The organism is Tessaracoccus flavus (assembly GCF_001997295.1).
Taxonomy (GTDB): Bacteria; Actinomycetota; Actinomycetes; order Propionibacteriales; family Propionibacteriaceae; genus Arachnia; species Arachnia flava.
Window position 1 is genome coordinate 31,276 of the sequence record NZ_CP019605.1, and the last position, 26,910, is coordinate 58,185.

Here is a 26,910-nt window from a genome sequence, read left to right on the forward strand (position 1 = left end):
GGAAGACAGATGGAAGAACGACGCTTGGACGAACGGCGCTCGAACGCCAACGTGTGGATCATCGTCGGCGTGATCGCGGTGCTCGGGGCGATCGGCCTCTATGTGCTGCTGACCCAGCCCGGCGACGGTCCGACGGCGTCGCCCACCCCGACCGTGACGGTCACCTCGACGGCTGTCAGTACCGAGACGGCCCCGGCCGAGCCGACCCAGGCGACGACGGAAGCGACGGTCACCGAGACCGCGACCGAGTCGGCGTCGGCTCCCGCGACGAGCGAGGCGCCGTCGCCCAGCCCGGTCGAGGAGACGAGCGAGGCTGCCGCCGAACCCCCCGACGAGGACTGGGGCGAGTTCCCGCCGCAGAACTACGCCACCGCGCCGACGCTCGGCACGAACATCCCCGACACCGTCGGCGAGTGGACGGCTGACCCGGCCACCTCGGACCACCACTCCGACGGCTCGGCCGTCGCGTACGGCAAGGGCGACCAAGTGCTCTCCGTGCGGTACTACAACGACTCCTTCTGGCAGTGGGGCGCCACCGTGGCCAACTTCGAGAACCCGGCCTACGTGGGTGACTTCGTCTGCGGCACCCTCCCGGCCGCGGACGGTTTGCGGCTCAGCGCCTCGTGCCTCGCGGTGACCAAGACCGGCATGCTCCAATTCACCCAGCCCGCGGCCGAGGGTGGCGAGGCGCCGATCGAGGCCCTGGCCGCCAACGCCACGGAGATCCTCGGCCTCTTGGCCCAGGGCTGAGCCGGCCGTGACCGGCTCCGTCGGGCCGCAGGAGCCGCGGCCACCGCGCCGCGGCCCCGACCAGCCGAAGGACTGGGACGTGATGCGCGCCAAGGCGGCCAAGCTGGTCGCCGCGGGTGCCGACGTCGTGGAGGAGTTCCGGCAGCCCCCTCAGGGCGAGTGGATCGTGATGGAGGACCCGGAGGGCAACGAGTTCTGCGTGGTGTGACTCAGTCGCGCACGCACAGCATGAGTCCCGAGCCCCACGGCAGGAACTCGGTGCGCCAGCCGTCGACTGACTGCATGTCGGCGATGAGGCGGTCGACGTTGGCTTGATGGCCGTCGGGCCAGCCCGGCTGCGGGTACAGGTCGTCGAGGACGAACCAGCCGTGCGGCTTCACCAGTTCCATGGCGAGGTCGCGGTCGTGGTACTTGCCGGGCCAGGTGTCGGCGAAGACGACGTCGAACCGCTCCGGGCGGGCGACCGCCTCGCGGAGCCACTCCGAGCCGTCTCCCAGCACCCACTCGACGCGAGGGTCGTCGTCGAAGGTGGCGCGCGCGATCCGCTGCAGGTCGTCCTCGAGTTCCACCGAGACCAGTCGTGAGTCGGCGTCCATGCCGTCGAGCAGCCATGCCGCCCCGTAACCGACGCCGGTGCCGAGCTCGAGGAAACTGCCGCCCGGGCGCGACGCGACCAGGAGTCGAAGCAGCCGGCCGAGGTCGCCCTCGGAGGACTGCACGAAGCCCAGATCCTCCGCCGCTGCGGTCAGCACGGCCAGGGTCTGGCGGAGCGAGGAGCCGTCGGGCGTGGGTCGAGTGGTGGAGCTCATGCGTGCATCCAAGCACAGGGTGTGGGCAAGATGGGCCCGTGAACGACCCGACGGCCGACGACGCGCTGGCGCGGTGGCACCGCGCGCACGCGGCGGCGTCGATGGTGGGCTGGGACTTCTCCCGACTCGACGGGCGAATGACCGCGGACGAGCCCTGAGTGGTGTTCTGTCGCCGCCGTCGGCAGCGCCTCGACGGCGACGTCGGGCAGCGACCCACGAATGTGCGCCGCGGCGTCGTCGTCGGCCAGTGGGGTCATGAGGACCACCGGCACGCCGAGGTCGTGGAGGTGGACCGCCTTGCCCGCGCTGGCCGCCACCCTCGGCTCGCTGCTGATGTGGATCTCGACCCCGGTGAAGATCTTCTTCTCCGAGATCCCCAAGGGCATCTTCGGCGGCAAGCTCGTGGAGCTCAACGAGGACGGCATCCCGTGGCGCGCCGCCTGGCTGCAGTTCGCGATCGTCGTCCCGATCCTCGTGATCCCGGCGCTCGGCTCCGGCAACATCAACGACCTGCTCGGCATCATCATCAACATGACCGCCGCCACGGCGCTGCTGCCTCCGCTGCTGATCCTGCTCGCCTACTTCGTCCTGCGCCGCAAGTACGACAACGTGGCCCGCGAGTTCCGCATGGGCAGCAAGAGCTTCGGCCTGGCCGTCGCGTCCTTCCTGCTCGTGGTGTTCGCCTCCGTGTTCATCGCCGGCACCATCCCGTTGGGCCAGGAGATCTGGCTGACCCTCGTCTACAACGTGGGCGGCGTGGTCGTGTTCCTCGGCCTGGCCATCCTCTGGTACGAGCGCTACATCAAGCGCCTGAAGGTCTCCGACCCGAAGGCCGCGGCCGACGAGCTGCGTCCCTCCGCCGAGCAGATGCTCCGCGGCGAGTACGTTCCGCCGGCAGAGCAGGGCGATCCGACGCCCGCGTCCTGACCCCTCACACGAGAGCGACCCCCGGCACCCGCCGCGGGTCGCTGTCGTGTGTCACCAGACCCAGACGGCGATGCCCCCGCGCTCGGCCTCCATCACGACCTGGTTGCCCTCGACCCGGATCCCGCTGCCGAGCGCCAGGCGGCCGGACTCGATGCCCGGCAGCAGGGCCGTCGGAACGGTCTTCTGCCCGGTCGCCTCGCGAGCGGCGACCACCAGCGCCGACCCCTGCCGCGACTCACGCACGAACGCGACGGCGTCCTCCGTCGCCCCGATCCAGCGCAGACCGCCGTGGCGGAGGGCGTGCGAGTCGCGCCGCAGCGCGCCCAGCTCGCGCACTGCCTGGAGGGTGCCGGTCGCCCACGTCTCCTCGGCCTGCCACGGGAAGGGGCGGCGCCCGTACTCGCCGGTCTCACCGACCAGACCGATCTCGTCGCCGTAGTAGACCATCGGCACGCCGGGCAGCGTGTGGGCCAGGCCCAGCGCGGCGATGGCGCGACCCTCGTCGCCCACCCGCCAGCGGATCCGACCCGTGTCGTGGCTGCCCACGATGTTGAAGGACGCCGTCGTCACGGCCCAGGGGACCTGCGCCATGAACTCCGCCATCGTCTCGATCATCGCCGGTCCGTCGATCGACGGCAGCAGCCGCGTCACCGAGAAGTGGGCGTCCTCGGCATTGGTCGAAGGCCGCTCGAGCCAGCCCCACACGGGCCGGGAGAACGCTGCGTAGTTCATGGCGCCGTGCCAGGTGCTGCCGTCGACGTCGTGGTGGAGGTCGTAGAAGTGCTCGGCCACCAGCCAGCGGTCGCCCTCGGCGTCGACGGCGGCGCGGGTCCGCGCGGCGACCTCGCGGTTGAGGTCGATCCCGCCCAGGCGGCCGGTCATGTTGGCCACGTCGATGCGCCACCCGTCGAGCCCGAACCGTAGCCAGCGTCGGATTACGCCATCCTCGCCGTAGAGGCGCTCGGTGAGCCCGGGCGACGCGTGGTTGAGCTTGGGCAGCGACTTGAACCCGAGCCAGCAGGCGTAGCCGGGGTACTCGTCGGTCCAGTAGTAGAAGTCGCGCTCGGGGGCGTTCCCATCGTTCTGCGCGGCGAGGAACCACTCGTGCGTCGCGCCGGTGTGGTTGGCGGTGAAGTCGCCCATCACCCGGATGCCGCGGGCGTGGCAGGCGTCGATGAGCCGGCGCATGGCGTCGTCGCCGCCCAGCAGGTCGTCGATCCGGTCGAACGTGCTGGCGTTGTAGCGGTGGTTGGTGTCGGCCGGGAACGCGGGTGTGAGGTAGAGCACGGTCGCGCCCAGCGAGGCGATGTGGTCGAGGCGCTCGATGATGCCGTCGAGGTCGCCGCCGTAGATCTGGCGGTGTTGCTGCTGGTCGTAGGTGCGCAGCGGCTCGTCCCAGCGGGCGCCATGTGCCCACTCGGGAGTCGGCCGCTCGTCGGCGCGGGCGCTGCGCGCGAACCGGTCGGGGAAGACCTGGTAGACGACGGCGTCGGCCACCCAGGCGGGCGCGGCGGTGGTGATGAGGCGGAAGTCGGCCGCGTCGGTGACGTCTCGACGGTGGACGCCGGAGCCGTTCAGCCAAGCGGTGCCGCCGTCGGCCATGACGAGGAACCAGCGGTACTGGAGGGTCAGGTTGTCCACCAGCACCCGCGCGGCCCACCACTCGTCGGGCCCGGGCCCGTCGGTGGGCGCGGCTGCGACGAACGCCGCCTCGCCGTCGTGCATGTGCCGCAGGTGCACCGCTGCCACCTGGCCGGCGGGCACGCGCACGCGCAGTTCGACGGTGTCGCCCCGGTGGGGGTGGGGGTCCGAGACGTAGAGCTCGGAGGGGTCGTGGTGGGGCTGGCCGAGGAAGGTCACGGCGACCACCCTAGACCAGGGCTCAGGAGTGGGCCACCGCCAGATCGACGGTCAGCGCGGCGGACCATCCGAACACCGTCGTGGCCCTCGGGGCTTGACCCCGGTGTCGGGGCGGAAGTACTCGTTGGGTCCTTGCGCCGCGACCAGTTCGAGGGTCGCGCGCTCAAGGCGTTCGGCCTTGTCGATCAGCCCTTGGCGGCGAAGCCCCTGCGCGACGAGCCAGTTGGTGTTGACCCAGACGGGGCCGCGCCACATCCGGGTCTCGGAGAAGTCGGGGTCGCGCAATCTCAGGCGGCCTCCGGCACGGACCACTCAGCAGGGGCATTGAGCCGCCCAAGCAACGAGCAGAGACCCTACGCACAGCTGCGCCTCTAGCTATGGCCAGCACCCCCGAAGAGCGCTGTGAAATCCTCGCCACATGGTGCACAGCCATGGGCATCCGCGAACTCTGGAACGCACTTCGGTCCAGTCTCCAAAGCCGAGAGATGATCGACGCAGCAGACGCATTGGCCGCCAGGCAGTGGATCAAGCGGAGACTCTCGGCCGCGAATTGTTGATGGTCGTCGCCGCGTCGTACTCGGACCCGCGCACCCATGAACTACCCGCGGCCAAACCCGTGTAGCGGTCGATTGACGCCCACTGCCGACATTCCTGGATCACCGGGCAGCCCGAGCACAAACGCATGGCCGGCTCCGCTGCGCAAGCAGCCTCAGCCCCGTCCCGCGCGGAACGGTGGGCCACCTCTGCCGCCGTCCAAGCATTGCCCGGGACTGCACAGTGGCCGAACAAGGCCAAGACTCCGGCAAGGTCAGCGGCCGTGCGTCGTCGATAGTCACGCATGACTTGCTGCGCACGCCACCGTTCACGATTGGCCCGGAGCCTCCGTCGCGGACTCATGTACTGAACTCTCGATGAGAAACCATGCCCAAAGTGTCGCTGACAAAGGACGATGCCCCCAACTTTGTGATCTATATTATATAGAGGCCCGTTTATACAAAGTAGAGCGCATCTCGACAGTCAATGTCGAGTCGCGCCCTAGTTTGAACGAAATCACGGGCTGCAGATTGAACAAACCAGCTGATCAGGGCCGGTCGTTTAATGTAGGCCGGGCGTGTCGTAGCGTTGCAGTGTCCATGGCAAGGGACATCGCTATTTCTTGCGGACGATGACCACTGCCTGAGCATCCCGCTCGCCGGCCAATGCTGTGCGATTCATGCGCGCGATCTCGTCGAAACCAGCGGTCTCCAAGACTGCAATCACCTCGTTGGGTGTTCGGTTGTGGCGAATCAAGCTGATCCGGTGGCCGGCTGATTCGTAAGCCGCGCCGACGTCCTTCGCCCCGAAGCCGGCCTGAAAGGCAACAGGGCCACACCGCCGGGACGGAGAATCCGATGCACTTCAGCGCAGATAGGGGGCAGCATGTCGTCTGGGGAATGGATCGTTGAGTACCAGGAGAAGACACCGTCGAGGTGTTCGTCCCCGAAGGGCATGTCGTCCATGCTTGCCACTTGCGTCGAGAATCCCGGATGATCTCGCCTACTTCGACTGATCATGCCGGGGGACAGGTCGATCCCCTCCACCTGGCAGCCAAGGGAAGCCAGAAGGGGCAGCATCCTGCCCGCCCCGCATCCGGCGTCTACGACGTGGGCTTGGTTGGGCAGCAGGGCAGCGAAGTGCCTGATCATCGCCAGATCGATCGGCCGTTCGGTTCCGGTCCCCTGAATGTGGTTCTCGTAGGTGTCGGCGACCTCATCATAAGCTGACCTCACCGCATCAATTTCTGCCATCGCTGCCCTCCCGGATCGGTCGTCCTTGAACTCTATTCAGAATAGAGGCCCAAGTTTCACACGAGGGCGCGGCTCCACAACGACAAAGCTACGGTGTCGAGATGCAGGCTAGTTTTGCTAACTCCCCGAGTCGCACTTTTTGAAAGCAGCTTGTCCGATGACGTGTAGAAGGTACCTGGAGTTCGCCTGAGTCGGCGCACCATCAATTTTCGCCGTCGCATGACTCGCTCTTGGGGCGGCACCGTGCCGCCACCGACCCGCCCTAGCGGCCACGGTCTGCATGCTCTCGGAGTTTGTCTGCGCGCACGCCAAGGCGTCCCGCAACCCAGTAGCGAAGTACCAACAGGTTCTCCCGATAAGTGCGTAGTTGATCAGCGGTATCTGGGAGGTCGTTGTCTGGATGTTTGGCGCCCCGGTAACACTCGTTCGAACGCGCCTGCCAATCTTTCCAGTTGGGGAGTGGGTTCACTTCTCGCTTCCGCCGGCCGGAGATTTTTCCTGCCTCGAGCGCCAGTTGATAGCCGAGCGCTTCGAGGGCAATGCAGCTCTGAACAAGTCGTGTCTCCAGATAAGCATCCTTCTGGTCCAGAAGTGCGACAAGGGGTCCCATGGAGAGGAGAGTCCCTTGGAGTGGTGGGGTTTTGAGGCTCTTCGTACCTGAGCGTGGGGTCATAGTCGTAGACCGTCGCCGATGAGGAGCATTCTGAGGCGGTAGTTGTCGGGGTTACGGAAACCTCGGGCGACGCGGCGTGCGAGTTCGATCAACCCGTTGATGGCTTCGGTTCCGCCGTTGTTGGCGCCGCCGGTGGTGAAGTAGCCCAGGAGCGCGTCTCGCCACCGGTTCAGGGTGCGGCCGAGGCGGGCGATCTCCGGGATCGGACACGACGGGAACGAGGCAAGGATCTTCTCCGCGACCCTGCGGCCGTCGGCGTGATTCGACTGGTGATAGACCGAGCGGAGCTGTTGGGCGCAGTGCCAGGCGACCTCGACTTCGACGTGACGGTCGTCAACGCTGAACGCGGTCTCCAGGCGGGTCTTCTGCCGGTCGGTGAGATGCTCCTTCCCGGCACGCAGCAGGTTGCGGATCCGATACAGCGGATCATCTCTGCGGCCGCGGTGGCCGTGGATGTCTTGCTGGACCCGGCGGCGGACCTCATCGACCGCGGCCGTGCCGAGCTTGACCACGTGGAAGGCGTCGAGCACCGCGATGACGTCGTCCAACTGGTCGTCGATCGCATTCTTGTAGCCGTGGAATGGGTCCAGGGTGGCGATCTCGACGCCCTTGCGGAACGTGTCGCCGCGGTCACGCAGCCACGACGTGTAGGCCTCACCAGAGCGGCCCGGGACCAGGTCCAGGAGCCGGGCCCGGACGCGTCCGTCCTTGTCGCGGGTGAGATCGACCATGCCGGTGAACTCCTTCGGGCCGCGGCCGCCCTGGTCGACGGGCTTGGTGGAGACGTGATGCCAGATGTGTTCGTCGACGCCCAGCGAGGTGACACCGACGAACCGGGTCTCGTCGGCGGCGGCAGTCTCGAGGATCGGCTTGACCGCTCGCCACAGGGTCCTCCAAGTGCAGCCGAGCTGCCGGGCCATCCCCTGAACCGAGGCGTTCTCCCGCCGCATCTGCCCGATCGCCCACGACGTCGCCCGCGCGGTGAGCAACGCTCTGGGCCGCGCGACGTCGGGGTCTTGTTCCATGAACGAGGTCACCGGACACATCGGCTCGGGACACAACCAGCGTCGTTTCCGCCACCGCAGCTTCACCGGCGCGGTGAAGCACGGCGCGTCAATCAACTCCACCCGCTGCCGGCCATGCGCATGCGCAATGACCCCGCAGGCGGGGCAGCCCATCACCGCCGGCGGCCGGGATTCGACCTCAACCCGAAGCCCCGCGTCGTCGCGATGGACACCGACCACGTGAAGCCCGGGCAGACCCAGCAGAAGGTCGCAGCGCTCGCAGTAACCGCTGGACGCACGGCAGCAGGAAGTAGAATCGGTCATCGTCGAGGTCCTCGGAATCGAGTGGTGTGGTAACCCCGATTCTTGAGGGCCTCGACCCACCTCACCCCACCGACACGCCCGCCATCGGATCCACGCTCACCCCACGCTCAGGTACGAAGAGCCCCGATGAGGAGCATTCTGAGGCGGTAGTTGCCGGGGTTACGGAAACCTCGGGCGACGCGGCGTGCGAGTTCGATCAACCCGTTGATGGCTTCGGTTCCGCCGTTGTTGGCGCCGCCGGTGGTGAAGTAGCCCAGGAGCGCGTCTCGCCACCGGTTCAGGGTGCGGCCGAGGCGGGCGATCTCCGGGATCGGACACGACGGGAACGAGGCAAGGATCTTCTCCGCGACCCTGCGGCCGTCGGCGTGATTCGACTGGTGATAGACCGAGCGGAGCTGTTGGGCGCAGTGCCAGGCGACCTCGACTTCGACGTGACGGTCGTCAACGCTGAACGCGGTCTCCAGGCGGGTCTTCTGCCGGTCGGTGAGATGCTCCTTCCCGGCACGCAGCAGGTTGCGGATCCGATACAGCGGATCATCTCTGCGGCCGCGGTGGCCGTGGATGTCTTGCTGGACCCGGCGGCGGACCTCATCGACCGCGGCCGTGCCGAGCTTGACCACGTGGAAGGCGTCGAGCACCGCGATGACGTCGTCCAACTGGTCGTCGATCGCATTCTTGTAGCCGTGGAATGGGTCCAGGGTGGCGATCTCGACGCCCTTGCGGAACGTGTCGCCGCGGTCACGCAGCCACGACGTGTAGGCCTCACCAGAGCGGCCCGGGACCAGGTCCAGGAGCCGGGCCCGGACGCGTCCGTCCTTGTCGCGGGTGAGATCGACCATGCCGGTGAACTCCTTCGGGCCGCGGCCGCCCTGGTCGACGGGCTTGGTGGAGACGTGATGCCAGATGTGTTCGTCGACGCCCAGCGAGGTGACACCGACGAACCGGGTCTCGTCGGCGGCGGCAGTCTCGAGGATCGGCTTGACCGCTCGCCACAGGGTCCTCCAAGTGCAGCCGAGCTGCCGGGCCATCCCCTGAACCGAGGCGTTCTCCCGCCGCATCTGCCCGATCGCCCACGACGTCGCCCGCGCGGTGAGCAACGCTCTGGGCCGCGCGACGTCGGGGTCTTGTTCCATGAACGAGGTCACCGGACACATCGGCTCGGGACACAACCAGCGTCGTTTCCGCCACCGCAGCTTCACCGGCGCGGTGAAGCACGGCGCGTCAATCAACTCCACCCGCTGCCGGCCATGCGCATGCGCAATGACCCCGCAGGCGGGGCAGCCCATCACCGCCGGCGGCCGGGATTCGACCTCAACCCGAAGCCCCGCGTCGTCGCGATGGACACCGACCACGTGAAGCCCGGGCAGACCCAGCAGAAGGTCGCAGCGCTCGCAGTAACCGCTGGACGCACGGCAGCAGGAAGTAGAATCGGTCATCGTCGAGGTCCTCGGAATCGAGTGGTGTGGTAACCCCGATTCTTGAGGGCCTCGACCCACCTCACCCCACCGACACGCCAGCCATCGGATCCACGCTCACCCCACGCTCAGGTACGAAGAGCCGGTTTTGAGGGTCACCGGCGAGGCGGCGTGAAGTAGGCGGCCATCGGCGAGATCTTCGGTGTGAAACGACCAAGAATCGCACTGAAGGAGAATCACCGATGGCCTTGTCCCAGTCTGCCCTGTCCGAACTGCTCGACGCATTCCGCACCGGCGAGGGCGTCGACATGATCCGCGAGTCGGTCCGTACTGTGCTGCAGGAACTCCTCGAGTTCGAAGCCGCCGGGGTGATCGGGGCGCAGCGCTACGAACGCAGCGAGGACCGCGTCACCGAACGCAACGGCACCCGACCCAAGTTGCTGGCCACCAAGGCCGGGGATGTAGAACTGCGGATCCCCAAGCTCCGCAAGGGATCATTCTTCCCCAGCATCCTCGAGCCGCGCCGTCGGATCGACCAAGCCTTGTATGCGGTGGTGATGGAGGCCTACGTCCACGGCGTGAGCACCCGCAGCGTCGACGACCTCGTGGTCGCCCTCGGTGCCGACTCAGGGATCAGCAAGTCCGAGGTGTCGCGTATCTGCGAGCAGCTCGACGAGACGATCGGCGCGTTCCGCACCCGACCGCTGGACCACACCGCGTTCCCCTACCTCTACCTCGACGCCACCTACCTGCACGTCCGCAACAAGCCCGGCAAGGGCGGGCAGGTGGTGTCGATGGCGGTCGTGGTCGCCACCGGGATCGCCGCCGACGGCAGCCGTGAGGTCCTCGGCCTCGACGTCGGCGACAGCGAAGACGAGACGTTCTGGCGTAGCTTCCTGCTCAGCCTCAAACAGCGCGGCCTAGGCGGAGTGAGGCTGGTCATAAGCGACCAGCATGCTGGTCTCGTGGCGGCGCTGAAACGCTCCTTCCAGGGATCAGCACATCAACGATGCCGGGTCCACTTCGCCCGCAACCTGCTCGCCCACGTCCCGAAGTCCCACGCCGACATGGTCGCGGCCGTGTTCCGCACGATCTTCGCCCAGCCAGACCCCGAAGCCGCCTCCGCGGCCTGGGACGAAGTCCGTGACCAACTCGCCGCCACCTTCCCCAAGATCGCAGGAGTGATGGACGAGGCGAAGGCCGAGGTGCTCGCGTTCACCGCCTTCCCCAAGCCCCACTGGCGCAAGATCTGGTCCACCAACCCGCTCGAGCGCCTCAACAAGGAGATCAAACGTCGCTCCCGCGTTGTCGGGATCTTCCCCAACGCAGCCGCGGTCATCCGCCTCGTCGGCGCAGTCCTCACCGACACCCACGACGAGTGGATCGCCGGCGACCGCCGCTACCTCTCCGAAGAATCCATGGCCAACCTCGCCGAAACCATGGATACTGATGACCGAGCCGCCATCGAGGGCGGCAAGTGAGCACCGAGGAACACCTCAAAGCCCACCACCAAGCGGGGCTCTATCCCCATGGAGCGTTGGTAGTCCTTGAGCAGTCTCAACCAAGCGGCCACGCCTGTCGTGCCGATGTCACTGAACACAAACAAGTAGTCGAAAGACGCAGGCGCTTCGGACCCCATGGGCAAGTGCGGAGTCACCACCTGGTTCCATGCGTCATGCAGCTTGTTGCCAGCCAAGGCCCTCTGGGGATCATCAAGGCGCTGGACCTCAACCCGGGAGAAGCCAAGAGGGCGCCAAGCAGAAATAGAGAGGAGATCCCTGATGTGGCGATGGAGTCTCAGGTGATCCCCCCAATCGGCTGGTCGCTTTCGATGTGTGGTGAGCGCAAAGCGGTCGTGTATGGAGAGAGAGCGTCCGTGACCGACATTCTCGCTGGCCCAGCTCGGGGCCAAGGAGAGGTTCAAGGATCTGCTTAGTCGGATCTTGTCAGGGCTTCGCAGAAGCACGTCCCACCCCAAGCTCCGGCCCTGCGGATCGGATCTCGGTTCCATCGAGATACTGCTCAGATCAGTCCATGATGCCAACGCGGGGAGTTCGGTGCGCAGCCCGTTGATTCTTCCTCGAGGAACGAGGTCGGCTCGTCCTGATCAGAGGCTGGCGGCTCAGCTGCCGCTGGGTCGGCTATCTCCGACGGTGTGATTGTGGGAGAAGGGGAAGGGCTCACGCTCGTTGAGGGTTCTGGTGCCGGTCCAGCGATGAGGTTCAGGACAGGCTCTGAGGAGGTGATGCCCAAGACGACGCATGCGGCGATGCCGGCTAGAAGCGTTCGGATCCAGGTGGTGGCTTTCGCCAGGAGCGCCCGCGGGACTCGCCGGAAAAGAACGACCTCCACGAGCCTGTCTTATAAACCTGTAACTTGTCGAGACTCAGAGGTGCGACCACACCAAGGGGGTGGGTCGGGGTGGGGCTGCTGGCTGACGACGAGGGGTCGGTACCGCGTGCCTTGGGCGAGGGGACCCCACGATCGAACGCTGAGTCATTTCATGCGGTCAGAGGCTCGCTGCCTGGGCTGATCCTCACCGTGAGGTAGGTGGAGGGCACGGCGTTACGTAGGTGTTGTACCTCTGGTGTGTCCCGATCCACGGTCAGGGTCACGTAGGGCTGCATGGTGTTGAGATTGATCCCGCCCTGGTGAGTGAGTACGTGGCCTTGGAAGGCATCTATAACCGAGTCGAACTGGGTGAGTTCGTCTACCGTCCACTGGGAGTTGACGAGGAGGAGCCGCCCAGGCCATTTGTCGGCCAGGTGCCGGCCGGCCGTCTCATCGTGCACGAGAACTCTGATTGCCTGGGTGTGTGGGTCACGAAGGAAGTGTGCGATCTGGTTCTTTGCGACTGCTTCGCGGAGATCGTTGATCAGTTCGTCGGGAGGTGTAATCATACGCTGCCTCCGCATCCCTGCGGAGCAGTGATGCTCTTCCTGGTCGCCGACAAGGCGGTTCGGCAGCCGAACTCATCATCGCGCAGAACCCATAGTCTGTATGTGCGTGACTTGCTGTTGTAGCGACACTCGAAGGCTCCAAGGTCGACGACGTTTTTGACGAGCCACTGGCCACGAGCCTGGCAGTTCGATTTCAGGGAGAAGTTCTCTTGGTAGTCCATCCAGGACCAGGCCTGAGCGGGGAGGGCAGTGAGAGCGAGGAGGGAAACGAGAAGGGCGGTGAAAGCGATGCGGATCTTGTTCTTCGCCATGTAGGTATCGAAGCACGTGTTGCTCGGAATTGCGTCGTGTAGCTCGAAGTCCGGCAGATTCCGCTCCGAAGGCGATACCGCCGGGTCGGCTCGCCGTGAGGTCTACCGGACCACCTGACCGCTCGGGTGACGCCAATCTGCTCACCTGGAACCACGCCACTGAGCGTGAGCATCTACAGGCGATCCCTCGGCGTGTCGGCCCTCTGGTCGAGGTCGACGGCATCCCCACCGAAAACGATCGTTTGCGGCTTGCGTTGCCCGGAACTCGCAAGGGACGCCGATAACGCTCGTCGGAACCTATGCGGAGAACGTCGGGAGGACGACGTTCGCCTCCACTGCGCTGACGACCTTATTCGTAGCGCGTGCGTACAGGATCTCGCGACGAGTGGCGTCCCCGATGTACCCGCCTTCGCTCACAACACGAACCTCGTCAGCCAGGTCTATCCTTCTCAGGTGCAACTCACCGAGGGTCGCACGCATACTCGCAGTCGGCTCCTCGTCGACGGGCTCCGGTGCGAGCACGATGATGCCTCGTGCGGTCAACCTCTTCCGTTCTGAATCGAACAGGCGCTGAAAGCGCAGCGAACCGCACAGGCACACCACTTTGGGTCGCTCAACGATGATGTTGCTCATGCCCTCGGCCAACAGGCTGGTGTCGTTAGTGATAGGCGTTCCCTGGTGAAACCTCATGCGAGGGACATCGCCCGCCGTATCCCACACGGACGAATGACGACTGTCGAACTCTTGCCCGGATATGCGATAGGTCAACAGGGTCAGTGTGGGGCTGAGAGTGTTGAAACTCCACTCATCGGTGGGTGGCGTCTCTCGCTCTGCTTCGTCCGCCAACGACTCCACAATCTCTGCGCGTGTCCAACGGCGGCCCGAACGACCTACCTCGACGAACTCTTCATGCAGCAGCGCCAGTAGCCGTTCCCGGTCAGCCCGCACCGCAGTGGTGAGGAGTGATTCTTCAAGCGCTTGCAAGTGAGCATGGTTCATGTTCTCAGCCTGGCGCAGATCTGCGCCGAAAACGATCGTTTGTGGTGGAGAGCCTGTGATTGCCGCTCTGATGGCTCCGTAAACGGTGATCGCAACCCGGTTTCGGCGGACGGTTTCGGCGGGTGCTGTGTTCACTCGCGTGGTGTGTGAAAGATCAGGGTGTTGCCGAAGGGGTCGGGGATTGCGAGTTCGTCTCCCCATTCTTGGGATTCGAGGCCGATGCGTAGTGGGTAGATGGAGCTTGTGAGCAGCTGCTGCTGGAGGGTGGCGACGTCGGCGACGCGGAGGCGTACTGCGGATCCGGGTGTGGCGTCACCGTGGTGCTCGCTTAGGTGTAGCACGATCCCGTCTCGGGAGATCTGCCGGTAGAGCGGGAGCGAAGGCTCGAATCGGTGCTCCCAGTCGACGCTGAACCCCAGGAACCGGAGGTAGAAGCGGTCGGCCTCCGGGCCGGGGAACGTGCGGATGATCGGCACAGTGAGGGGGCCCGCGTCTTCCGATGCGACGAAGGTGTTCCAGTTCTTGTAGCCGAACGCGACGGCGATCAGCTCGAGGTTGATGTCGGCGCGCAGCTCGGCCCGCCACATGACATCGGCGCACAGGTTGCAGTGGGTCTGGTCGTTCATGGTCACCACTGCTCGTCCCAGGCTTCGCCGGCGTCGAGCGGGCTCCAGTCGGCCGGCGGGGTGACGGGGTATCGGGCCGAGATCTCGGCGATCACCGCAGCCATGCGCTCGGCGTAGATCTCGTAGTGCAGCTCGCACCGCGGGAAGGATGCTCCGCTGCCCGACATCGTCTGTCGCAGCTCCACCGGGCCGGCGCAGCCGCCGTCCTCAACATCGATGCAGTCGTCGATCATTTTGGTGGCCCCTTTCTCGGGCTGTGAGGGCTGGTGAGGCCCTCCCTGTTCGGATAGCTCCGGTCTGTCGGGATGCCCACGCACCTCGTCACCAGATGGCGATGGTGTTGCTGGTCCAGTTGTTCTCGTTCTGTGACCAGCTGATGCGTTGGTCTGAGCAGTAGTTGTCGGTCTCGGCGCGTGGCACGTGGATGGTTTGGAGTGTGTTGGTGGTTGTGTCGTAGACGGCCACTTGGTCTGTTTCCTCGGGTTTGTATGGGGTGAAGACGACCTTGCCTGCGCAGACATCGAGGTCCCATATCTCGCGGTCGTTCGGGATGGGGATCTGGGCTATGGGGGTTGCGCTGGTGTCCATGATCAGCACGGCCTCTCCCGTGGACATGGCGACGATGTTGCCACTGGAAGCGAGCCGCTGGGCACCCCAACTTGCTTCTGAGTCTTGAGTGAAGCGGACAAGCTCGGTCACTGTGCCGTCGGTGTCGATGCGGACGATTCCTGTTTGAGGATGATCTTCCGCTTCGGAGAGTGTCACAGCCACGATGCCTCCGGTGACTGGTGAGAGTTGTGCGCTGAGGGCGAGCATCTCTTTGGGTTCTCCACCGGCGGGGTCGGCAGCCAGGATCCTGGGCTGGAAAGTGCCGTCGGGTTGTTCGTGCGCTGTCCACCACCACACGAGCCCTTCTGACAGGCGGGGGAAGGGGTCACCTCCAGCCAGTGGGAGGAATTCCGTTGTCGCTTTGCGCTGGTCCTCTGCGGCAGCCACAAGGATTGGCTTGCCGCCGTCGAGTTCTTGGGCGAAGAGCCGCCAGTTCGACTCGTACATGTTGTCAGAGCTGGTTTCCATCCATACGACCCATTGCTCGTTGATGTCGCCGGCGTATGTTTGACGTGGGCGGCCGTCAGGGCGGATGTTGGAAGTGTCGGCAAAGAGGTCGACGGTGCCGTCATCGCGGAGGAGTCCGACCCTGTTGCTCTTCACGAACGCGGCTTCCTCGAAGTTCTCGCTGGGGGAGAGGGTGACAAGAGTCCTGCCGTTGCTGAGGGCGAGGAGGATCGTGTGGTCGTGGCCAGGCTGAGCTGGTGTGATGCTCGCGATTTCGGGCAGGGTCAATGGCTTGGCATCGTCGAGTTCCACGAGGGGGAACTCCAAGGCGTCGCCTGCTGTGTCAACAAGGGTGTGAGGATCTGCTGGTTCGCTTGTTGAGGCGGCGGGAGGAGTGCTGGGGGCGGGCGCGATCGTGGGCTGCGGCGTTGTGGTGCAGCCCGACAGCAGGGCTGCTGCGACCAGCAGCCCTGCCGTTCGGAATCCTGAACGCAGTTTGGTCACGCAACGATCCCGTTAGTTGTCACCCACTGATGGAAGCCCGACGCAGAATAGGTGAATGTCTCTGGCACGGTGACACCTGACCACACGCCCTGGGCGGGGTCGTGGAATGCGAGAGTGCTGCCGCTCCTGCTGTACCCGTGGCCTACGATCCAGTGACCAATGTTCTTGGTCTTGGGATGTCCGTTGTAGTGAGCACTGTTGGCATACTCGTAGGTGTCGACGGCGACCGGGAGGTAGTTTTCTCCGATGTTATTGACGAAAGAGGCTTTCAGACTGGCCAACGTTGGGCTCTGGATCTGCTGATACTCGGTGGTACCGACGATCTTATTCAGCGTGGGAGCCATCACCTTGAGCGCCCACTTGGTCGCGCCATTGGCGTCGGTCTTCAGGTAAGTGGATCCTGCCAAGGTCGCCTGGGAGCAGGACTTGCCCTTGTACTTGGCGATCATCGATGCCGTCGCCGGCCCGCAGTAGTACCCGTTGGCCTGCTTCTGGTGAGTCATCACGAAAGTCCTTGCGGTGGGTGGAACGGCGGCGGCGGCGCGTGACATCCTCTTGGCCGCAGCATCTTCACGTGCCTCGACAACCGCTTCAGGATTATCCTTCTCCAGCTCGGCGAGCTCAGCTTCGATGGCTGCTTGATCGCTCGCTGTCAGACCAGCGACCGTTTGGTAAGTGAGCAGAGCTTCCGCGATGTGTTCCTGAGCTTCGGGCGACTGCTCATCCCGCTCGCTCGGAGGGGTGTAGTCGATCCCGAACTGAATGTCGTCAGTCGTCTCAGTTCCGGGGTCTGCCCAAGCGTGCACAGGCATAGCGAGCAGGAACGTAGTCATGACTGCCACGGTCAGTCGGGTTGCTTTTGTACGGGCTGGATGCTGCGTTGCATCTCTGTACTCCCACAGGTTCGGGTTATGACGATGATCAAGGGGTTGGTTGGGTGGCGGTTTTTCCGTCATCGAATCAACCGCGTTGATCTCCTACGCACCATAGTACGCATGCCCCACCACCAGATCCCGCGCAGCCCTACGAGCCGGCTGCGGCCACGGCCCCTTCGGACCGCGATCCTGACGGGCCTTGGCCTGCCACCGGCGCCACGTGCGTTCAGGCATGTCGATCAACTTCACGAACCTCGCGGTCGACATGCCCGCCTCCATGCGGATCACCTCGAGGTCCTCGAAGGGCCCAACCGGCCCTCCGCGACTTCTTCCACACCCGGATCTCGACAGCGGCCTCACCCAACGCCTGAGTCAACTCGGTCACCTCGGCCTCCAACTGCTGCTCCCGAGTCGACAGCCCGGACCCGCCTGCCGCGACGTTTGTTCAATCTTGATTGTCACCCGCGAAATCGGCGTCAGGCCGGGCCCGGCGACCCACTCGATCTCATTGAACCCTCGCAGACCACATGTCTCGTTATGAGGCTTGGGTTCGGGCTAGGAGGGGTGGGGCGCGCTTGCTGAAACGCGAGGTCTCCGGGAGGGCATCTCCCCGTGCCCCTTCTCTGGCATATGACGCCCTATACGTCGCGCAATACAGGCAGTGATACAGCGGTTGCGCTCAAGACGAGCCTTGGGCAGCGCAACATGACCCCCCATATGACGCCTCATATAGCGGGTCATATTGCGGCTCCGTATGACAGCAACCACAGCCTCTTGGGGTCGGGTGATCGCTCGGCGACGCTCTACTTTGAACGGCATTTTAAATAGAGGGCCGTTTGTTCAATCTTGGCTGCGGCTCGACATCTGTCGAGCCGCGCCCTAGCTTGAACAGATTCGGGGCTCAAGTTTGAACAAACGGGCCGGATCTCGGAATCCGTTCAATGTAGGTCGGGCGTGTCTTGGCAAGGCTCAGGCCGACTGACAGTAGCTGCACAGCGTCTCCGCCGTCCTGTAGCTAGGACTGGCGGGACAGCGAAGCGCTTCTTCGTCGGAGGCCGGCAGGAACTGCGGCGCCAACGTCAGGTAGACAGCGGCGGCCTTCACGTTGAGGACGTTGGCGAGGTACGCGGCGGCCAGGGGTTCCTCGCATGACGTGGACGCCGCCCCTGTCGCCCGGGGGTCGGGTCTGGCTCTCGGCGGAGGAGGGCCTTGGCCAGCAGCCAGACTACGAGGCCCACGAGGTAGGCGGTACCCACAAGTCGGACGACGGCGTACGCCTGGGCCGACTGCATGACGAGCACCGCGAGACCCAGCCCGGCGAGCACCGCATGGGTGAGGATGCCGAGACCCGTGCCGAGGATGATCTGGAACGCCCCGCGTCGATCACCGGAGACGCCCTTGGCGCTCACCAGCGTGAAGCTGGCGCCTGGCGTCATCACCAGGGGCGTCACGGCGAGGAGGAACCCGACGAGTGAGAACCAAGTGGGCATGACACCTCGAATCGTGACGGGTAGGTACCGGGATGCTACTTGTGGTGCGGCATCTGCCGACAGGCTCTTCGCGTCGAACTAGTTCTCAGCGGGGGTGAGGCAAGATGGCAGCATGACGAATGATCAGGATGTCCAGGCGCGGACTGCTTCGTTCCTCGCCCATGCTCGGGAGGTCGAGGCCATCCTGCAGGAAGCAGGAGAGGTGAAGTGGCTGCAGTGGATCTCGCGTGCCATCGCGGACGTGGAGGCGAGCCGTGTGGCAGGGTTTGAGCTCGTGCTCGCGGGCTTCCGAGGCGGCATGGGCAGCTTCAATGACTTCGTCATCCACCCACTGAACGGCCACACCGTGACCCGCGACGCTGTGGAGCAGGTCAACGATCGGCTCAGGCGAGAGGCCAGCGCAGCCGTTGCTGATGCCCGGTTTGTGACACGCGCCTTGGGGCGCTGACAGGGCGGCCGAGGCCACGAAGAGCGCCGCTATCGGAGCCTAGATCCAGCCGCGGGTCTGGGCGATGCGCACTGCCTCGTGGCGGGTGGATGCCCCCAGCTTCGACTGCGCAACGCTCAGGTAGTTGCGGACGGTTCCAGGCGAGAGGCTGACGCGGGTGGCGATGTCCTCCACAGGGGCGACGCCGACTGCAGCCAGCAGCACGTCCGCCTCGCGTGCCGTGAGCGGGGAGTCGCCGGCGGCGATGGCGTCCGCCGCCAGGGCCGGGTCGATGTGCCGCCCTCCCGCACGCCCGCCACGCATAGCCTGCCTCCCGATTGGACGGCGCCCCTCGTCCCACATCCCGTTGCTGGAGAATCGTGGTCATCATTTCTGCAACGCCTCGCCCAACTCAACGCCGTGAATCTCGACAGGCTGTGCAGCGACATCGGGGTCCCCAACGACGACATCCTCACGCCGGACCAGATGGACAAAGGGGTCAGCCTCACCCGCCTTGGGCGGGGCGATGTCCTCGCCTTGACCCTGAACAGGTGGGCCGGAGGAGCCCTCCCCGGCCATCTGCGACAGACCACGACGGGTCAGGGACGGCCCTGGACCTGGGTGGGGCGGCGTGGGCGGCGTACCCGGTGCTCACAGTGCTCGGTCAACGGTGCGCACCTGCTGATCTGGCGTCTTCCATGGATCACTGCGTGCACCAACCACCGCTGCTACCTAACCGCAGGCGAAGTAGAGCCTCAGCCAGCAGCGCCTGAACACCTACGACGGACCCACTACTTTCTGCGCCAGATCGGCCAAGCCAACCCGAGAAACTTCGCCATCTGGAGAGACGCCGTCACGCTCACCGTCGGTCTGCGCCGAGTTCGCGCAACCGTCTTGTCCACCGCAGATGCCCGCCAGCGGGCCAGCGTCTTGGAAGCGGCGGCGCCTCTGGCGACCGCACCCACGCCCGAGAAGACGATGGGTGTCCTGGCGGCGTGGTGCGCGCAACAGAACGTGCCCTACCTCTGGGATGCCCTGCGCAGCAAGCTGCACAGCCGGCCGATCATTGACGCAGCCGACGCGTTGGCCGCCCGAGCCTGGTACCGTCGGCACTCCGCCTAGCTGGCCATCAGTGCCCTCGGACGGGAGTTGTTTCGCGTCGTGCTGGCGTCGTACTCCCTGCCCCGTACCCACGAACTGCCCGCTGCCAACCCGGTATAGCGATCGACAGTTGCCCATTCCCGGCACTCCTCAACAACCGGGCACGCGGCACACAACTGCAGCGCAGGAGCAGCCGCAGTCGCCGCCGCGAGATTACTGGCGGCAGCAGCGTGGCCGATCTCAGCGGCGTCCCATCCCGAACCCGGAAACGCGCAGTTGCCATTGGTCACCAACACCCCCGCCAACTCGGTGGCGCTCCGGAGACGGCGCTCACGGGCAGCCTTGTGCGCTCGCCACCGACGCCGGGCCTGCAGCGGACGACGCCGGGGGCTCATCGCCTGACTCTCGGCTCACAGATGTCCATGCCAACAGCATCCCTGTAGGCGACGCGATCGCTCGGCGACGATCTAGTCTGAACGGTATTTGAAATAGACGGCCGTTTGTTCAATCTTGATTGTCACCCGCGAAATCGGCGTCAGGCCGGGCCCGGCGACCCACTCGATCTCATTGAACCCTCGCAGGCCACATGTCTCGTTATGAGGCTTGGGTTCGGGCTAGCTGGCGCCCCGAGACGTAGGGGCCCCAGAGCCGCCACGGCGACAAGTCCTCCGTCGACGCGGCCAGCCGCGCGTGTTCGTGTGACAGGGCCGGATCGTGTCGGTTCGCCATGACGCCCATCCTGCCAGTCATACAGAAACGTCGGATTTTCTATGCACGATGTCTTGCATATCTGACCTAATGTCGTCTATAGTTGACATCACAAGGAGGACGGGATGCCACTCAACAAGCGGATGCGGATGGCTCGCGTTGCGCTGGACCTCACCCAGCAAGACCTAGCCAAACAGGTGGGAGTCTCCAGGCAGACGATCTCAATGATCGAGGCTGGCGACCACAATCCCACGCTGAACCTCTGCATCGACATCTGCAAATCCCTAAAAACAGACCTCAACACCCTCTTCTGGGAAGAAAGCAGTAAATGACATGGACGAGCGACAAGAACTCAACGCAGGCAAAGCCTCAATGATCGTTCTCGGACTGGTGGCCATGGTGGCGCTCGGCGTCCTGGCATGGGAGTACATCACCACCAAGGACGTCACCAACACTTGGGCTATCGTCACCCTGCTCGGCACAGGCGGTCTGTTCTTACTGCTGACCCGCATGATCGGCGGCGCCGAGGCCCCGAAGACCTTTCTGGGAAAAGAACTCCCCACGGAGAGCACAGCCGAAGCGAAGGCCGAGCGACGTCGTGCCTATGCGATCGACGCCGGACTGTTCGCCATCGCCATGGCGGCCCTCAGCGTCGTCGGCTTGTCGATGGGCGACGCCGAAGCCGTGACACCCGCCTTCCTCAAGGGCACGACGGGCTACGTCGTTGGCGGCGCGATCGGCCTCATCGGTGGCTTCGCCATCTACTACGGCTTCAACTACCTCGTAGGCGAGTCGGCCTCTCGCTCCGTCGAGAAGAAGTTGGCGCGCTACGAGTCTGAGTAGCCCTTCGGAGCTCCAATCACTCCACAACCGGCGCTTGGTTGATCCAGGCGCCGGTTTCCTGCTGCGACGCCGTCGACGCCGTTGGGAGAGGTGCCGGAGGTTAGCCTCGATCGTTCATGGCGGAGTGAGCGACGCGTGCTGTAGATAGGCCGGAGTGCCTTCTGACTACGGGATACTTGGACATGCGACTGTTCAAAACCCCTGAAGTGGAAGGCACTCCGTAGGTGAAGCGTACTTCGTGGTCTGCTGGCATGTCCGTGACCGGCGATGGTGGCGCGGTGATCGCCCACGTCGGCAGCATCGGGCTGAGGATGCTGGCCGAGAACACCGGCCTGACCGGAGCCCTATCGACGGCGATGGCCCGGCGTTCGTTCGTTCCCTCGGTGCATGACCGTGGTCAGGTTCTGACCGATGTCGCGGTGCTGCTCGCTGATGGCGGTGAGGCGATCTCCGACATCGACGTCTTGCGTCACCAGAGGCAGATATTGGGGCCGGTCGCGTCGGCTCCGACGGTGTGGCGGGCGTTGGATGAGGTCACCGACGCCAGGCGGAGGAAGATCGCCACGGCCCGGGCCCGTGTCCGGCGCCACGTCTGGGCCCAGCTGACAGCCGCCGGCGGTGTCCCGGCCTCGAAGGTCGCCGGGACCGACCTCGGAGAGACGATCGTGTTGGATGTCGATGCCACGATCGTGGTGACCCACTCGGAGAAGGAGTTGGCCGCCCCGACGTTCAAGAGGACGTTCGGGTATCACCCGATCGGTGTGTGGTGCGACAACACGGGCGAGTTCCTCGCCGCGCTACGGACGGGTCGGGCAGGCTCGAACACCGCCGCCGACCACATTCAGGTCCTCGGGGAGGCGATCACTCAGATCCCGATGCCGTCTCGCCGGACCCTGTTGATCCGCTGCGACGCTGCCGGCGCCTCTCACCAGTTGCTGGACTGGCTTCATGCGCAAGGCCAGGTCAGAGGCCGCAGCCTGGACTACAGCGTGGGGTTCACGATCGGGGAGAACGTGCGCCACGCCATCACCGAACTGCCCGTCGGGTCCTGGTCCGCGGCGCTGAAGGCCGATGGTCAGGTCCGAGAGGGCGGGGAAGTTGCCGAGATCACCGGACTGCTCAATCTCGATGGCTGGCCGGCGGGGATGAGGGTGATCCTTCGCCGTGAACGTCCCCACCCCGGGGCTCAACTGTCGCTGTTCGAAGAGGCCGACGGCTGGCGCTACCAGGCGTTCGTCACCAACACCGCGAGCGGGACTCTCCAGTTCCTCGAGGCCCGGCATCGGGCCCATGCCCGAGTCGAGGACCGGATCCGTCACGCCAAAGACTCGGGCCTGGGCCGGTTCCCGTCGCGCGAGTTCAGCATCAACCAGACCTGGCTGACACTGACCATGATCGCCGCGGACCTGGTCGCCTGGCTCAAGCTCCTAGGAGGAGTGGGGCGCGCTTGCCGAAACGCGAGGTCTCCGGGAGGGCATCTCCCCGTGCCCCTTCTCTGGCATATGACGCCCTATACGTCGCGCAATACAGGCAGTGATACAGCGGTTGCGCTCAAGACGAGCCTTGGGCAGCGCAATATGACCCCCTATATGACGCCTCATGTAGGGGGTCATATTGCGGCTCCGTATGACAGCAACCACAGCCTCTTGGGGTCGGGTGATCGCTCGGCGACGCTCTACTTTGAACGGTATTTTAAATAGAGGGCCGTTTGTTCAATCTTGGCTGCGGCTCGACAACATCAAGGGGAAGGCGGCGGCTACCGCAGCGAATTACAGCCTCGTAACTTTTCCCCACCTGGGGACAACCCTGTGGATAATCCGTAGCCTGTGGGTATGCACGTGAATCTGTTGCCCGCCGCTGCGCTCGCCGGGACCTACGTCGGCCTCGGGCGCGGGGAGTACCCGACGATCGAGGGTTTCGAGTACCGCGAGGAGTTGACGTTCGCCGACGTCGGGAAGCCGTTCCTCCAGTACGTCCAGCGGACCTGGTCTGCCGACGGCGAGCGTCCGATGCACACCGAGAGCGGATACCTCAGGATCGGGGAGGGCGGGCACATCGAGATGACCATCGCCCAGCCCATGGGCCAGACGGAATCCTGCGAGGGCACCCTCACCGTGGAGGACGGCGTGCTGACGCTCACCCTCAACGCCAAGGTCACCAACACCACCACCGCCAAGGTGGTCCACGCCACCAAGCGCACCTACCACCTGGTCGGGGACCAGCTGGCGACCACCTTCGACATGGAGGCGGTGGGCGAGGAGATGGGGCGCCACCTCACCTCAACCTTGAAGCGGGTCGCGACGCGCTGAGCCGCGGGCGCCTTCTCTCAGAGCCCGATAAGGCGGGCGAGCGCAGCGGCAACCGCGCCGACGATGACCACCACGAGGTACGGAGCCTTGACCCGGAGCGCCGCGGCAGCGGCCAGCAACGCAACGAGCCGTGCGTCCACCGCCAGCGACTGCCCAGAGCTGAACGTGCTCGTGGCAACCAGCGATGCCAGGAGGCCGACGGTCACCCCATGGCTGAGCGGCAGCACCCACGGGTTCTCGAGCCATCGCTCGGGGAGCAGGTAGCCGACCAGCTTCGTGCCGAAGGCGATGAGGCACGCCGCAAGGATCCAGAGCCAGACACTCACCGCTGCCTACTCCTTACGTGCGCCCACGTCATCAGGGCCGCCACCAATGCGGCCAGGATGATCGGGAGCCCTGCTGGCACCACCGGGACCGCGAGCAGCGTCACGGCCGCCGCGACCACCGCGATCGCGATCGGGTCCCGACCGCTCAGCCGCGGCCAGAGCAGGCCGAGGAAGGCCGCGACGGCCGCGCCGTCGAGACCCCAGACCGTCGGATCGCCCAACGCGTTGCCGGCCAGCGCTCCCACGAGCGTGAAGAGGTTCCACAGCACAAAGACCGCTGCACCCGCGGTCCAGAAGCCGCGCCGTTCCTCATCCGGATCATCTTGACCCGACGCGGTCGCGATGGACTCGTCGATCGTCACCTGCGCGGCGAGCAGCTTGCGCCAGCCGTGGGGGCGCAGCATGGCGTTGGCCGTCACCCCGTACAGGGCATTGCGCACCCCGAGCAGCGACGCCGCAGCCGTCGCGGATCCGAGTGCGCCGCCCCCGGCGACGACCCCGATGAAGGCGAACTGGCTGCCTCCGGTGAACATCAGCGCGCTGAGCGCCGAGGCCTGCCACACGCTGAGCCCGGCGGTGACGGCCAGAGCTCCGAACGAGATCCCGTAGAGGCCCGTGGCCAGACCCACGGAAAGGCCTCGACGCTGTGCCGGGGTGAGGGCGCGGACCGTGGAGGCGATCGGTGGTGCGAGGCTCACTGCTCGTGCTCGACGAGGTCGACGACAGGCAGGCGCAGCACGAACCTCGCCCCGCGGCCGGGCGCGTTGCTGGCCTTGACGGTGCCTCCGTGGGCGTGTGTGGTGTGCAGCACGATGGACAGGCCCAGCCCGGTGCCGGGAGTGTTGCGGGCCTTGTCGGACCGGAAGAACCGGTCGAAGATCAACGGCAGGTCGTCCTCGTCGATGCCAGGGCCGTCGTCGATGACAGTGAGTGCCCCGCCCTCGAGGTGGACGGTGATCGTGCCGTCCGGCGGAGAGAACTTCACGGCGTTGTCGAGCAGGTTCGTAATGGCGCGCTCCAGAGTCGAGGCGTCGCCCATGATCGGGGTGGGTTCGAGTTGGATGTCGAAGTGGATTCCGGGGCCGCGCCGCTTGGCACGGGCGATGGCGGAATCCACCACCTCGGCCAGGTCGAGGGGCTCGTGGGGGCGTTGCAGATGATCGTCGCGGGTCAGCGCCACGAGGTCGCCGATGAGGGCCGAGAACTCCCCGAGCTGAGCGGCCACGTCGGCGAGGATCACAGCCCGCGCGCCGTCGGGGAGCATGCCGGACTTCTCGTCGGCCACGAGCAGTTCGACGTTGGTGCGCATCGACGTGAGCGGCGTGCGAAGTTCGTGCCCGGCGTCGGCGATGAGCTGCGTCTGCTGCTCCCTTGACGTCTGGAGCGACTTGAGCATCGTGTTGAACGAGCGGGTGAGCTCCCCGAGATCGTCGCGCCCGTAGATCCGGATGGGGTTGAGCTGGTCGGTCTGGGTGACGGACTTGACGGCCTGGGAGAGTCGCCGCACGGGTGCGAGCACGGCTTGGGCCGTCCACAGCGCGGCGATGGTTGACGTCATGAGGCCCAGGATCCCGGCCGCCACCATCACCAGCCACAGCGACGCCAGGGTGGCCTCGAGGGCGGCGGTGGGCCGCGCGTACATAACGGCGTAGTCGCCGTCGGTCAGATTCAGCGGCACCGACACGGCGCGGTAGGTGATGCCGTCAGCGATCACGGTCCTCGCCGACGACCCCGAGCGCAGCCGCGCCACCGCGATCTCGTCCGACTGCGGCAGGATCGCTGCGCTCTCCCCGGGGAGGCTGACCACAGTGCCGTCGGAGGAGACGACGCTCAGCAGGCCGTCCGCCGAGCCCAACAGCTCCAGCCGGAACCCGTCCTGACCGTCGGCAACGCTCTGCTGGATCGACCGGGCGGCGGACTGGGCGACCCCGACTAGCTCACGGTCGAGCTGCTCGAGCAGCGACCAGCGGGTGATCGCGAAGACGGCGGAGCCGACCAGCAGCACCGACAGTGCCACGGACGCCCCCGTCATGAAGGCCAGCCGCCATTGAAGCGACTGGCCACTCAGGAGACGGCCGAGGCCGCGGCGGAACCTGATCCACCAGCTACCGATCACGGGGGAGTTTCACGCAGGACGTATCCGATCCCCCGGACGGTGTGGATGAGCCGTGGCTTGCCGCCGGCCTCCGTCTTGCGCCGGAGGTAGCCGATGTAGACCTCGAGGGAGTTGGCGGTCGTCGGGAACTCGAAGCCCCAGACCTCATTGAGCAGGGTGTTGCGCTCCAGCACGCGCCGGGGATGCTCCATGAACACCTGCAGCAGCGCGAACTCAGTGCGGGTCAGCGAGATGTGTTGGCCCGCCCGGGTGACCTCGCGGTGCTGGGTATCGAGGGTGACGTCCTGGAAGGTCAGCACCTTCGTTTCGGTCTCGGTCGACGGCTTGGAGCGACGGGTCAGCGCGCGAAGGCGGGCCAGGAGTTCGTCGAGGGCGAAGGGCTTGACCATGTAATCGTCAGCGCCTGCGTCCAGACCGTCGACGCGATCTCCGACGGCATCGCGCGCGGTGAGGATGAGGATGGGCGTGTCGTTGCCGCCCTGGCGGAGCATCCGCGTGGTCTCCAGCCCGTCGAGGCGGGGCATCATGACGTCCATGATGATGGCGTCGGGCGTGTAGCCGACGAGTTTCGCCAGCGCCTCGACGCCGTCGGCTGCGGTGACCACCTCGTCGCCGGAATAGGTCAGTGACCGGGCCAGCGAGTCGCGCACAGCCTGATCGTCATCCACCACCAAGATCTGCATAGCCCTACCCTGCCACCTTCCTCTGACGGTCTCATGGTACCCGGCTGCCGGTGCGGCGCGGCGACCGACCGATGGGTATGGTGTCCG

Annotated in this window: 30 protein-coding genes; 10 read left to right on the forward strand and 20 right to left on the reverse strand. The window is 65.6% G+C overall.

Features of this window, described 5'->3' with window-relative positions:
• The first annotated feature begins 9 nt into the window (after positions 1-9).
• Together RPIT_RS00175 and RPIT_RS15465 are read left to right on the forward strand one after the other, a co-directional pair.
• The gene (locus tag RPIT_RS00175; protein ID WP_077339345.1) at positions 10-750 is read left to right on the forward strand and encodes a hypothetical protein; all 741 of its coding nucleotides are present in this window, start codon (positions 10-12) and stop codon (positions 748-750) included.
• A gap of 7 nt (positions 751-757) precedes the next feature.
• A complete protein-coding gene (locus RPIT_RS15465) occupies positions 758-958 on the forward strand; it encodes a VOC family protein (protein WP_077339347.1) in 201 nt (66 codons plus the stop codon).
• Between the two features lies 1 nt (position 959).
• On the opposite strand, the gene RPIT_RS00185 is transcribed toward RPIT_RS15465, so the two are convergent.
• Entirely contained in the window at positions 960-1,559 is a 600-nt protein-coding gene (locus RPIT_RS00185) for an O-methyltransferase (RefSeq protein WP_077339349.1), read from the reverse strand.
• A 255-nt stretch (positions 1,560-1,814) separates the two neighbouring features.
• Here RPIT_RS00185 and RPIT_RS00190 point away from each other — a divergent pair, with 255 nt between their 5' ends.
• Positions 1,815-2,486, forward strand: coding sequence for an amino acid permease (locus tag RPIT_RS00190; RefSeq protein WP_218121622.1), 672 nt, complete (start codon positions 1,815-1,817; stop codon positions 2,484-2,486).
• A gap of 51 nt (positions 2,487-2,537) precedes the next feature.
• Here the strand turns inward: RPIT_RS00190 and RPIT_RS00195 are convergent, their stop codons facing one another.
• The 5 genes from RPIT_RS00195 to RPIT_RS00215 all read right to left on the reverse strand — a co-directional run bounded on the left by RPIT_RS00195 (position 2,538) and on the right by RPIT_RS00215 (position 9,570).
• Positions 2,538-4,346 carry a glycoside hydrolase family 13 protein gene (locus tag RPIT_RS00195; protein ID WP_218121621.1) on the reverse strand — a complete coding sequence of 603 codons (1,809 nt, stop codon included), beginning with the start codon at positions 4,344-4,346 and terminating at the stop codon, positions 2,538-2,540.
• Between the two features lie 51 nt (positions 4,347-4,397).
• Positions 4,398-4,658, reverse strand: a complete 261-nt coding sequence (locus RPIT_RS00200) for an MGH1-like glycoside hydrolase domain-containing protein (RefSeq protein ID WP_157633314.1) — start codon at positions 4,656-4,658, stop codon at positions 4,398-4,400.
• Between the two features lie 974 nt (positions 4,659-5,632).
• The gene (locus RPIT_RS00205; protein WP_218121620.1) at positions 5,633-6,133 is read right to left on the reverse strand and encodes a class I SAM-dependent DNA methyltransferase; all 501 of its coding nucleotides are present in this window, start codon (positions 6,131-6,133) and stop codon (positions 5,633-5,635) included.
• A gap of 669 nt (positions 6,134-6,802) precedes the next feature.
• Positions 6,803-8,134, reverse strand: coding sequence for an ISL3 family transposase (locus RPIT_RS00210; protein ID WP_193432231.1), 1,332 nt, complete (start codon positions 8,132-8,134; stop codon positions 6,803-6,805).
• Between the two features lie 107 nt (positions 8,135-8,241).
• Positions 8,242-9,570: an ISL3 family transposase gene (locus tag RPIT_RS00215; protein WP_193432232.1), complete on the reverse strand. Its 1,329-nt coding sequence runs from the start codon at positions 9,568-9,570 to the stop codon at positions 8,242-8,244.
• 221 nt (positions 9,571-9,791) lie between these two features.
• Between RPIT_RS00215 and RPIT_RS00220 the strand changes: the two genes are divergently transcribed.
• Complete coding sequence (locus RPIT_RS00220) at positions 9,792-11,030, forward strand: IS256 family transposase (protein WP_077339359.1); 1,239 nt, start codon at positions 9,792-9,794, stop codon at positions 11,028-11,030.
• Here the strand turns inward: RPIT_RS00220 and RPIT_RS16060 are convergent.
• The 9 genes from RPIT_RS16060 to RPIT_RS00265 all read right to left on the reverse strand — a co-directional run bounded on the left by RPIT_RS16060 (position 10,949) and on the right by RPIT_RS00265 (position 18,310).
• Positions 10,949-11,593 (reverse strand): ApeA N-terminal domain 1-containing protein, encoded by a 645-nt coding sequence (locus RPIT_RS16060; RefSeq protein WP_418361362.1) that lies wholly within the window; start codon positions 11,591-11,593, stop codon positions 10,949-10,951. The two genes, RPIT_RS00220 and RPIT_RS16060, sit on opposite strands and share 82 nt — an antisense overlap.
• 457 nt (positions 11,594-12,050) lie before the next feature.
• On the reverse strand, positions 12,051-12,449 hold the full coding sequence (locus RPIT_RS00225; protein WP_077339361.1) for a hypothetical protein: 399 nt from the start codon (positions 12,447-12,449) through the stop codon (positions 12,051-12,053).
• A complete protein-coding gene (locus tag RPIT_RS00230) occupies positions 12,446-12,760 on the reverse strand; it encodes a hypothetical protein (RefSeq protein WP_077339363.1) in 315 nt (104 codons plus the stop codon). Before RPIT_RS00230 ends, RPIT_RS00225 begins: the two co-directional genes overlap by 4 nt.
• 297 nt (positions 12,761-13,057) lie before the next feature.
• Positions 13,058-13,894 (reverse strand): nuclear transport factor 2 family protein, encoded by an 837-nt coding sequence (locus RPIT_RS00235; protein ID WP_162274449.1) that lies wholly within the window; start codon positions 13,892-13,894, stop codon positions 13,058-13,060.
• The gene (locus RPIT_RS00240) at positions 13,891-14,385 is read right to left on the reverse strand and encodes a glyoxalase superfamily protein (protein ID WP_077344133.1); all 495 of its coding nucleotides are present in this window, start codon (positions 14,383-14,385) and stop codon (positions 13,891-13,893) included. Before RPIT_RS00240 ends, RPIT_RS00235 begins: the two co-directional genes overlap by 4 nt.
• A 2-nt stretch (positions 14,386-14,387) precedes the next feature.
• Entirely contained in the window at positions 14,388-14,618 is a 231-nt protein-coding gene (locus RPIT_RS00245) for a hypothetical protein (RefSeq protein WP_061613716.1), read from the reverse strand.
• Between the two features lie 88 nt (positions 14,619-14,706).
• Positions 14,707-15,945: a hypothetical protein gene (locus tag RPIT_RS00250; protein WP_143028229.1), complete on the reverse strand. Its 1,239-nt coding sequence runs from the start codon at positions 15,943-15,945 to the stop codon at positions 14,707-14,709.
• Positions 15,942-16,778, reverse strand: coding sequence for a C39 family peptidase (locus tag RPIT_RS00255; protein ID WP_162274450.1), 837 nt, complete (start codon positions 16,776-16,778; stop codon positions 15,942-15,944). The genes RPIT_RS00250 and RPIT_RS00255 overlap by 4 nt, the downstream gene beginning before the upstream one ends.
• Positions 16,779-17,920: 1,142 nt before the next feature.
• Complete coding sequence (locus RPIT_RS00265; RefSeq protein ID WP_077339371.1) at positions 17,921-18,310, reverse strand: LysE family translocator; 390 nt, start codon at positions 18,308-18,310, stop codon at positions 17,921-17,923.
• A 112-nt stretch (positions 18,311-18,422) separates the two neighbouring features.
• Between RPIT_RS00265 and RPIT_RS00270 the strand changes: the two genes are divergently transcribed.
• Positions 18,423-18,758: a DUF6966 domain-containing protein gene (locus RPIT_RS00270; RefSeq protein ID WP_077339373.1), complete on the forward strand. Its 336-nt coding sequence runs from the start codon at positions 18,423-18,425 to the stop codon at positions 18,756-18,758.
• A gap of 39 nt (positions 18,759-18,797) precedes the next feature.
• On the opposite strand, the gene RPIT_RS00275 is transcribed toward RPIT_RS00270, so the two are convergent.
• Entirely contained in the window at positions 18,798-19,061 is a 264-nt protein-coding gene (locus RPIT_RS00275) for a response regulator transcription factor (RefSeq protein WP_226996285.1), read from the reverse strand.
• Between RPIT_RS00275 and RPIT_RS00280 the strand changes: the two genes are divergently transcribed.
• The 5 genes from RPIT_RS00280 (at position 19,032) to RPIT_RS00300 (ending at position 23,698) form a co-directional block, all read left to right on the forward strand.
• The gene (locus RPIT_RS00280; RefSeq protein WP_077344134.1) at positions 19,032-19,859 is read left to right on the forward strand and encodes a TniQ family protein; all 828 of its coding nucleotides are present in this window, start codon (positions 19,032-19,034) and stop codon (positions 19,857-19,859) included. The genes RPIT_RS00275 and RPIT_RS00280 overlap by 30 nt on opposite strands.
• Before the next feature lie 812 nt (positions 19,860-20,671).
• Positions 20,672-20,878 (forward strand): helix-turn-helix transcriptional regulator, encoded by a 207-nt coding sequence (locus RPIT_RS00285; protein ID WP_226996286.1) that lies wholly within the window; start codon positions 20,672-20,674, stop codon positions 20,876-20,878.
• 1 nt (position 20,879) lies between these two features.
• The gene (locus RPIT_RS00290) at positions 20,880-21,389 is read left to right on the forward strand and encodes a hypothetical protein (RefSeq protein ID WP_077339377.1); all 510 of its coding nucleotides are present in this window, start codon (positions 20,880-20,882) and stop codon (positions 21,387-21,389) included.
• 224 nt (positions 21,390-21,613) lie between these two features.
• Complete coding sequence (locus RPIT_RS00295) at positions 21,614-23,089, forward strand: IS1380 family transposase (protein WP_226996287.1); 1,476 nt, start codon at positions 21,614-21,616, stop codon at positions 23,087-23,089.
• Positions 23,090-23,221: 132 nt separating this feature from the next.
• Entirely contained in the window at positions 23,222-23,698 is a 477-nt protein-coding gene (locus RPIT_RS00300; protein WP_077339379.1) for a heme-binding beta-barrel domain-containing protein, read from the forward strand.
• 17 nt (positions 23,699-23,715) lie between these two features.
• Here the strand turns inward: RPIT_RS00300 and RPIT_RS00305 are convergent, their stop codons facing one another.
• From RPIT_RS00305 to RPIT_RS00320, 4 genes are read right to left on the reverse strand one after another with little or no spacing between them, the layout of a single operon-like run.
• A complete protein-coding gene (locus RPIT_RS00305; protein ID WP_077339381.1) occupies positions 23,716-24,024 on the reverse strand; it encodes an AzlD domain-containing protein in 309 nt (102 codons plus the stop codon).
• Positions 24,021-24,722: an AzlC family ABC transporter permease gene (locus RPIT_RS00310; protein ID WP_077339383.1), complete on the reverse strand. Its 702-nt coding sequence runs from the start codon at positions 24,720-24,722 to the stop codon at positions 24,021-24,023. The genes RPIT_RS00305 and RPIT_RS00310 overlap by 4 nt, the downstream gene beginning before the upstream one ends.
• Entirely contained in the window at positions 24,719-26,140 is a 1,422-nt protein-coding gene (locus tag RPIT_RS00315; RefSeq protein WP_226996288.1) for a sensor histidine kinase, read from the reverse strand. The genes RPIT_RS00310 and RPIT_RS00315 overlap by 4 nt, the downstream gene beginning before the upstream one ends.
• Positions 26,137-26,823: a response regulator transcription factor gene (locus tag RPIT_RS00320; RefSeq protein WP_077339384.1), complete on the reverse strand. Its 687-nt coding sequence runs from the start codon at positions 26,821-26,823 to the stop codon at positions 26,137-26,139. Before RPIT_RS00320 ends, RPIT_RS00315 begins: the two co-directional genes overlap by 4 nt.
• Positions 26,824-26,910: the final 87 nt, after the last annotated feature.

What these genes read in the sequence shown, in the direction of transcription:
- RPIT_RS00185 (WP_077339349.1), bottom strand. Translation starts at nt 1,559, where the DNA reads ATGAGCTCCACCACTCGACCCACGCCCGACGGCTCCTCGCTCCGCCAG.
- RPIT_RS00255 (WP_162274450.1), bottom strand. Translation starts at nt 16,778, where the DNA reads ATGACTACGTTCCTGCTCGCTATGCCTGTGCACGCTTGGGCAGACCCC.
- RPIT_RS00225 (WP_077339361.1), bottom strand. Translation starts at nt 12,449, where the DNA reads ATGATTACACCTCCCGACGAACTGATCAACGATCTCCGCGAAGCAGTC.
- RPIT_RS00245 (WP_061613716.1), bottom strand. Translation starts at nt 14,618, where the DNA reads ATGATCGACGACTGCATCGATGTTGAGGACGGCGGCTGCGCCGGCCCG.
- RPIT_RS00210 (WP_193432231.1), bottom strand. Translation starts at nt 8,134, where the DNA reads ATGACCGATTCTACTTCCTGCTGCCGTGCGTCCAGCGGTTACTGCGAG.
- RPIT_RS00300 (WP_077339379.1), top strand. Translation starts at nt 23,222, where the DNA reads ATGCACGTGAATCTGTTGCCCGCCGCTGCGCTCGCCGGGACCTACGTC.
- RPIT_RS00190 (WP_218121622.1), top strand. Translation starts at nt 1,815, where the DNA reads ATGAGGACCACCGGCACGCCGAGGTCGTGGAGGTGGACCGCCTTGCCC.
- RPIT_RS00215 (WP_193432232.1), bottom strand. Translation starts at nt 9,570, where the DNA reads ATGACCGATTCTACTTCCTGCTGCCGTGCGTCCAGCGGTTACTGCGAG.
- RPIT_RS00320 (WP_077339384.1), bottom strand. Translation starts at nt 26,823, where the DNA reads ATGCAGATCTTGGTGGTGGATGACGATCAGGCTGTGCGCGACTCGCTG.
- RPIT_RS00220 (WP_077339359.1), top strand. Translation starts at nt 9,792, where the DNA reads ATGGCCTTGTCCCAGTCTGCCCTGTCCGAACTGCTCGACGCATTCCGC.
- RPIT_RS00275 (WP_226996285.1), bottom strand. Translation starts at nt 19,061, where the DNA reads ATGCGTGGCGGGCGTGCGGGAGGGCGGCACATCGACCCGGCCCTGGCG.
- RPIT_RS00265 (WP_077339371.1), bottom strand. Translation starts at nt 18,310, where the DNA reads ATGCCCACTTGGTTCTCACTCGTCGGGTTCCTCCTCGCCGTGACGCCC.
- RPIT_RS00205 (WP_218121620.1), bottom strand. Translation starts at nt 6,133, where the DNA reads ATGGCAGAAATTGATGCGGTGAGGTCAGCTTATGATGAGGTCGCCGAC.
- RPIT_RS00270 (WP_077339373.1), top strand. Translation starts at nt 18,423, where the DNA reads ATGACGAATGATCAGGATGTCCAGGCGCGGACTGCTTCGTTCCTCGCC.
- RPIT_RS00290 (WP_077339377.1), top strand. Translation starts at nt 20,880, where the DNA reads ATGGACGAGCGACAAGAACTCAACGCAGGCAAAGCCTCAATGATCGTT.
- RPIT_RS00175 (WP_077339345.1), top strand. Translation starts at nt 10, where the DNA reads ATGGAAGAACGACGCTTGGACGAACGGCGCTCGAACGCCAACGTGTGG.
- RPIT_RS00240 (WP_077344133.1), bottom strand. Translation starts at nt 14,385, where the DNA reads ATGAACGACCAGACCCACTGCAACCTGTGCGCCGATGTCATGTGGCGG.
- RPIT_RS00230 (WP_077339363.1), bottom strand. Translation starts at nt 12,760, where the DNA reads ATGGCGAAGAACAAGATCCGCATCGCTTTCACCGCCCTTCTCGTTTCC.
- RPIT_RS00285 (WP_226996286.1), top strand. Translation starts at nt 20,672, where the DNA reads ATGCCACTCAACAAGCGGATGCGGATGGCTCGCGTTGCGCTGGACCTC.